General features: G+C 33.0%; 6 protein-coding genes and 1 pseudogene. 3 read left to right on the forward strand and 4 right to left on the reverse strand.

The features are described from left to right. Positions 1 to 41 precede the first annotated feature (41 nt). The 3 genes and pseudogenes from PKC55_RS18130 to PKC55_RS18140 all read left to right on the forward strand — a co-directional run. Positions 42 to 257: pseudogene (locus PKC55_RS18130) on the forward strand (PcfJ domain-containing protein); the annotation flags it as partial. Continuing rightward, positions 254 to 439 (forward strand): hypothetical protein, encoded by a 186-nt coding sequence (locus tag PKC55_RS18135; protein ID WP_291124463.1) that lies wholly within the window; start codon positions 254 to 256, stop codon positions 437 to 439. The pseudogene PKC55_RS18130 and the gene PKC55_RS18135, both read left to right, overlap by 4 nt. Further along, positions 429 to 608 carry an NADH-quinone oxidoreductase subunit F gene (locus tag PKC55_RS18140; RefSeq protein WP_324373645.1) on the forward strand — a complete coding sequence of 60 codons (180 nt, stop codon included), beginning with the start codon at positions 429 to 431 and terminating at the stop codon, positions 606 to 608. Before PKC55_RS18135 ends, PKC55_RS18140 begins: the two co-directional genes overlap by 11 nt. A gap of 108 nt (positions 609 to 716) precedes the next feature. Here PKC55_RS18140 and PKC55_RS18145 read toward each other — a convergent pair whose 3' ends face one another. The 4 genes from PKC55_RS18145 to PKC55_RS18160 all read right to left on the reverse strand — a co-directional run bounded on the left by PKC55_RS18145 (position 717) and on the right by PKC55_RS18160 (position 5,479). Continuing rightward, positions 717 to 2,492: a UvrD-helicase domain-containing protein gene (locus PKC55_RS18145; RefSeq protein ID WP_291124459.1), complete on the reverse strand. Its 1,776-nt coding sequence runs from the start codon at positions 2,490 to 2,492 to the stop codon at positions 717 to 719. Next, the gene (locus tag PKC55_RS18150) at positions 2,489 to 4,213 is read right to left on the reverse strand and encodes an ATP-dependent nuclease (RefSeq protein ID WP_291124457.1); all 1,725 of its coding nucleotides are present in this window, start codon (positions 4,211 to 4,213) and stop codon (positions 2,489 to 2,491) included. The genes PKC55_RS18145 and PKC55_RS18150 overlap by 4 nt, the downstream gene beginning before the upstream one ends. A 123-nt stretch (positions 4,214 to 4,336) precedes the next feature. Next, positions 4,337 to 4,789 carry a PH domain-containing protein gene (locus PKC55_RS18155; protein ID WP_324373644.1) on the reverse strand — a complete coding sequence of 151 codons (453 nt, stop codon included), beginning with the start codon at positions 4,787 to 4,789 and terminating at the stop codon, positions 4,337 to 4,339. A 90-nt stretch (positions 4,790 to 4,879) separates the two neighbouring features. Then, complete coding sequence (locus PKC55_RS18160; RefSeq protein WP_291124454.1) at positions 4,880 to 5,479, reverse strand: M23 family metallopeptidase; 600 nt, start codon at positions 5,477 to 5,479, stop codon at positions 4,880 to 4,882. Positions 5,480 to 5,634: the final 155 nt, after the last annotated feature.

Here is a 5,634-nt window from a genome sequence, read left to right on the forward strand (position 1 = left end):
AAGACTTTGCATAATGATGCTTATGTGTAATTATGCATAAGCATCATTGCGTAGGTGGTTATTACTCAAAAGCCGATTCACTGATACTCTCGGCTTGTATTGATGGCAAACGCATTGAAACAATTGAAGTGTCAATCTCGCAATTAAAGGTTATTCAGTCGAGAGGAGTTTGCAATAAGAACACCAAGCACCACGATAGAATCATTCAACTTGTAGAGCAAAATATATCACTGATAGAAAATAGATTAGTAGCATGATGAAAGAAAATGTTTACATCTTATTTGTTGGCTTCCGAAAGTTAGGAGAGTTCAATTCTATTTTGGAAGCCAAGAAGTTTGCTCGAAGGAGTAATCTAGCAGGAGCTTTTAACCTTATTGGCGAGAATTATAGAGATAGTTGGTATGTATTTAAATCAGAGATTGAAGATGATGAAAATTAAAGATATTACAGGGAAGTCTATCGAAGTAACAAATTTGAATAAGGCTATCAAACAATGCAAATTATGCCGAAACAGTCCATTTCTGATGGATTCGGGGCATACAGTTGGAGAGAATCACACGTTTATGCTCCGACAACTCGAAGAACTGAAACGAAAATCAAAAACTTGACGGCGGAGAGAAATTTCCGCCACTTCTTTTTCCATGAGCAATTAGAGCTTCTATGCGGGAGAAAAAGAAGCAAAAAGCCGACAGAGGATATATATTATATCTTTCAATTTACACAAATTCTATTCCAGGTAATTTCATAAAACAACTATAATTTTTTTCGTACGTGCCATTTCTTGTAAATTGAGTATTACTAGCAGAAAAATAGACCTGCTTTTTTGCTCTGGTTACAGCAACATAAAATACACTTAGTTCTTCTAAAAATGCTTTTTCTATTTCCTTATTAATCAAAAACACACAATCTGTTCCACACTTGCATTTACTGCATAACCCAAACCAATTAGGGAACGAATCTTGTTCCATATCTGGTAATATCACATAATCCCACTCCAAGCCCTTAGCTGCATGAACTGTAGAAATTATAATTCGAGTATCTAAAAACTCCATATACTGTTTTATACCATTGTGCTCAAAAGTGTCCTTTATTAAGTTGATTTTATCTTCGTTAGAAAGAAATGAATAATCAAGGAATAAACGACTCCAAAATATTTCCAGTAACTCCAATAGTGCTTTTATAACAGGAGAATCTTTATCTACGTATATATCTCTAATTTTATCTATATGCTTTCGACCTAATTTCTTTGTAATCTTTGTACTTATTTTGAGGAACTCAATAAATTCATAAAGACATTTCCTGTTGAATTGCAAATACTCAGCATCATCATCAGTGAATAAGCCATAAAAGAAAGATATTTTGTTGTGGTCAAATGTTTTAATAATATGTTCGATATTTGGTCCTCTTTGCTTTGCTAATATTGCAACTTTAGAAGTTGGATACCGATACTGTATCTCTTGTGATTTTATTACCACCTCTAAAGCTTCTTTGACCTGATCTTCATAGATATTAAATTCTACTTTTGAATTTAAAGCATTGGGGTTCTGAAATGGAGTGATTGCATTTTGTCTAATTATTTTATCTAATTGGAGCATGTTTTCATTTGACGCAAATCTATAATTTCTATCTAATGAAATAAGTTTAAGTTTAAAATGGCTTTGGGCGCTACTTAATAAGTTTGGCACTGCACCTATGAAACCATAAATTCTTTGTAAGGAGTCCCCTAAAAAAAGGACATTTGATTTTTCCGAAATTAAATAGTCCAAAAGCCAATAGCTTAACAAATTTGTATCTTGAAACTCATCAACAAGTATAGTTGTGTAATAATTTTGGTAAAATGATAAAATACTTGGATGCTCTTGGAATAATTTAATGGTTAATGTTATAATCGCATTAAAAGGTATAGCTTCTTTTTGTAATATTTCTGCAATTACTACCGAGTTATATCCATTAATATTTTCCCTTAAATAAGTTCCTTTTATTTCTCTCACTGCAGAATTATAATTAGATAAAATATCAGCATCATTTATTGAAATGTTTTTGAATGACCGCATAATATTATCACTTCTGCTATCATCGACAGATTGTAATGTATCTAATTTAGATAAAGCTGGATGTAATATATATCCATATTTCTTCAATACGCTTCGGCAGAATCCATGATAATTAGATATATACGTTTTCTCTTTAATATTTATTTGTTTGTCAAATCCATCTAGCAGTTCGGGGATATTCTTAATAACATCTTTCTTTATTTTATAGGCAGCATTGACACTAAAGGTGAGTGCTAATAATCTTTTGGGTACAGGAATTTGCCCTATTGCAATCAAATATGCAATCCGGCTTACCATTGTATGAGTTTTACCATATCCAGCTGGAGCCTCAACTAAGAGACGTTTGTCTGGGGAAAAAATCACATTCAATTGCTTACTATCCCCTTGATGCTTTCCCTCTATTCGGGATTTAATAATAGATATTTCTTCTGGATTCATGAGCACAAACCTTTAGCATGTTCAATTAAGGAAATATAAATTTGTGGAATATCTTCTTTCTCAAATTTCATTCCTATTAGAAGACCTAAGGGTTGAGATTTATTAATAGAAAACCATGTTGAATAAAAAGCCTTCAAATTCACAATATCTGTATCGTCTATTTCAGAAAGCTTAAGATTTGTCGATACAGGTCCAGGTAAATAGTTGTACTTTTTATGCGCTCTTTTATTCAATGCAGCAGCATCCATTATCCTCTCCTCTCCTTCGGAATCAAATTCACTAACAATATCGTATAAAATGCTCTCTTTTCCTGCATCAACTAAAGTCATTAACTCTGCTTCAAAATCACGTTCTATAGTCTTCCACAAATTAGGGATTCCAGTTGGAGTTGAATCTCCATCACTGTCTTTGATACCAATGCAAGGTATTTCAAATTTTTCCGCTAACTGAATCAACTGCAAAACAGAATCTCCACCTGCTTGAATAATACAAATTCCATATTCATCTAAGTCTATATCACATTTTTGAGCGAAAAAAGGAAAACTACCATACTCCGAATCTCCCTCTACAAAAATTGCGCATCTGGCAAAAAAAGCCTCCTTAATAAAAGGAAAATGTAACAGTAGATGCTTTTCAAGCTGTTCTCCTAATGTCAGATTTATTCCAGATACAATTTTAGTATCATTATTGTCTTTATAAAGTCGTATTATTTGTCTAAAATCATTTAATATGATACTTGGAGAATGTGTTGCAACAATAATTTGCCCATCAAATTTATCAATATCAAAAAGTTCTTTTATTAATATGCTTAAATCTGGATCTTGATTATTAATGACCCTATTTAAATATTTTATTAATGAGCGTTGCATGTAAGGATGTAAATGAATTTCAGGCTCATCGAGACCTAAAACTACAGATATAGATTTACTGCCTGTTTCTTCATTGACAAAGACGCCTGTTTCTTTTCTTTGATCTGAAATCGTTTGAAGTTTATCTAATATTGAAAGTGTTACTAATAATAGAAATTGAATTCCATATCCGCATTTTGAAAGAGATATACCTTTACTATCTTGTAATGAAAACAATTTGGGGATTAGTTGTAAAACATCTCCTTCTAAAACAGCAGATATCTCATTGTCTTTAAAAGACTTTATTTTTCCAAGTTTAGCATTTACATCTGCCAACAAACCGCCTGTAAATTCAGTATCAATTAGGTTCTCCGAGCTAATGCTTTCTTCATTTGCTAAATAATCTTTTATCATTTTGGATAAGAAACGACCAACACCACGACTACTATCAAAATTAATTTCAGATATAGGATTCCTTAATGAATCATAATAGACGAAATTTAAACATTTTATAAGTGACGGAGAAATATAGGTTTCTGTTTCTAAGTGGTAAAACTCCATGTTCTCATCTGGAGATACTTGTCTACACACAATGTTTATATATGTATAATCGTCCAAATCAAATAGATCTTCGAAATGCCCAATCTCGTCAATAGCTAGTCTTATTCGGATATTAACAGTTATGGGTAATGCGGCGTCACTAAAGTCATCATAAGCGAAGCCTCTTCTGGTGAAAATAATATTCAATAGATTTAGGATATTTGATTTCCCTAAATTATTTTCTCCCACAATAAAATTACATGATTCCTCAAATACAATCGTTGCTGTATTAAAATTCCTGTAATTTTCAACAGAAAGTCCTTTTATTCTCATAATATTTAATTAAAAAATCTCTGCAAAAACACCCACAAAAAATACCTGATAGGGTCGCTCTCCAAATATTCACAACGACTTACCTCTAAAGTTACTTATTTATCGAGTCTTTTACACTTCCACTTATCCTATCTGCGTATTTATTTCTTTTCTGAAAGCTAACGGATCGGCTATATACGGATATGAGCTTGAAACACCACCCGTTGTTACAGTAATTGTTCCAAAATTAAATATCCTACCTAAGATACTTTGCTTGATGTGAAGACCTTCACATTTAGCCAATACCAAATCTACTGCTCTGCGACTGATAACACCTGTTTTTAGTATCACCCGTTTGTTAGTTACTGCATAAGAAGAACCTACTTTTATTAGTATTCTTGACAACAACGATACAATCCCGAAGAACAAAATCAGCAAACCTGCATAATGAGTCATGGCTGATATTTCTTTAGGACTTGATGCTAAAAAAGCACCTATAAGCAACAAAATAATCGGTTGAACGAATAGGAAAAAATGCAGTTTTGCAACATATTTTATTTCTTCCCCGGATAGTAGATTTTTCTGTATGTAATTCATAGGCTATTGATTTATTTCAAAGGTAGTTATTTTTGTTAATTTTCGATATTCGGGCAGAAATATTTCATCTATAATTTTAGCATTTTTCCTCTATAAGAAATCATCATTCAAGTGGTTAAACAAAACGTAGCACCAACCTGTCGGATTCAAATAACGTCTCCCTTTCCTTACTTCGTAATGCAAATGGCTGCCCGTTACTATTCCCGTACTACCGACACAAGCTATCTGTTGGGTAATACTTACCAGATCCTCCACATTGACCAATATCCAGCTTAAATGTGCATAGAATGAGCGGAAACCACCTGCATGTTGAATCTCTATATAATATCCGTACCCCGAATTATAACCTCTGCTAATCACTATTCCGTTACCTGTGGCATACACGGGAGTACCTTTTACTTGTGGAATATCAATTCCTCTATGGAAACTTCGTCTTTTATAACAAGGATGCTTCCGCATCCCGAACTCTGAAGAGATACGTTTTACTTTCTTTATCGGAAACATTACGGGATAGTCAGATAACTCATCAATGGTCATTTGTAAGGAATCAGCTATTTGCTCAAATGCTGTTATGCTATAAATCGGCTTCATACACTTTTTTATTTGTGATTTCCTGTTCAATAAATCGCACTGTTGTCCCGACACAGGCAAATGAAGTAAGGTCATCAAAAGCATTGTTATATATTTCATTGTCAAATCTGATATAGGACAAACGCCCAAAGAATCTTCGGACGTTTGTTTGATTGTTCACTATTCAATTTCTTCACCCCACAGTTCAACGTCTGTAGGAGCAGTTACATAAGCATAAATCATATTTACCCAAGTAACTATGTATGAGATTACCA

It is taken from the genome of Dysgonomonas sp. (genome assembly GCF_035323175.1).
Classification (GTDB): Bacteria; Bacteroidota; Bacteroidia; order Bacteroidales; family Dysgonomonadaceae; genus Dysgonomonas.

Coding starts and splice junctions, on each gene's coding strand:
- PKC55_RS18135 (WP_291124463.1), top strand. CDS start 254: ATGATGAAAGAAAATGTTTACATCTTATTTGTTGGCTTCCGAAAGTTA.
- PKC55_RS18140 (WP_324373645.1), top strand. CDS start 429: ATGAAAATTAAAGATATTACAGGGAAGTCTATCGAAGTAACAAATTTG.
- PKC55_RS18145 (WP_291124459.1), bottom strand. CDS start 2,492: ATGAATCCAGAAGAAATATCTATTATTAAATCCCGAATAGAGGGAAAG.
- PKC55_RS18150 (WP_291124457.1), bottom strand. CDS start 4,213: ATGAGAATAAAAGGACTTTCTGTTGAAAATTACAGGAATTTTAATACA.
- PKC55_RS18155 (WP_324373644.1), bottom strand. CDS start 4,789: ATGAATTACATACAGAAAAATCTACTATCCGGGGAAGAAATAAAATAT.
- PKC55_RS18160 (WP_291124454.1), bottom strand. CDS start 5,479: ATGAAATATATAACAATGCTTTTGATGACCTTACTTCATTTGCCTGTG.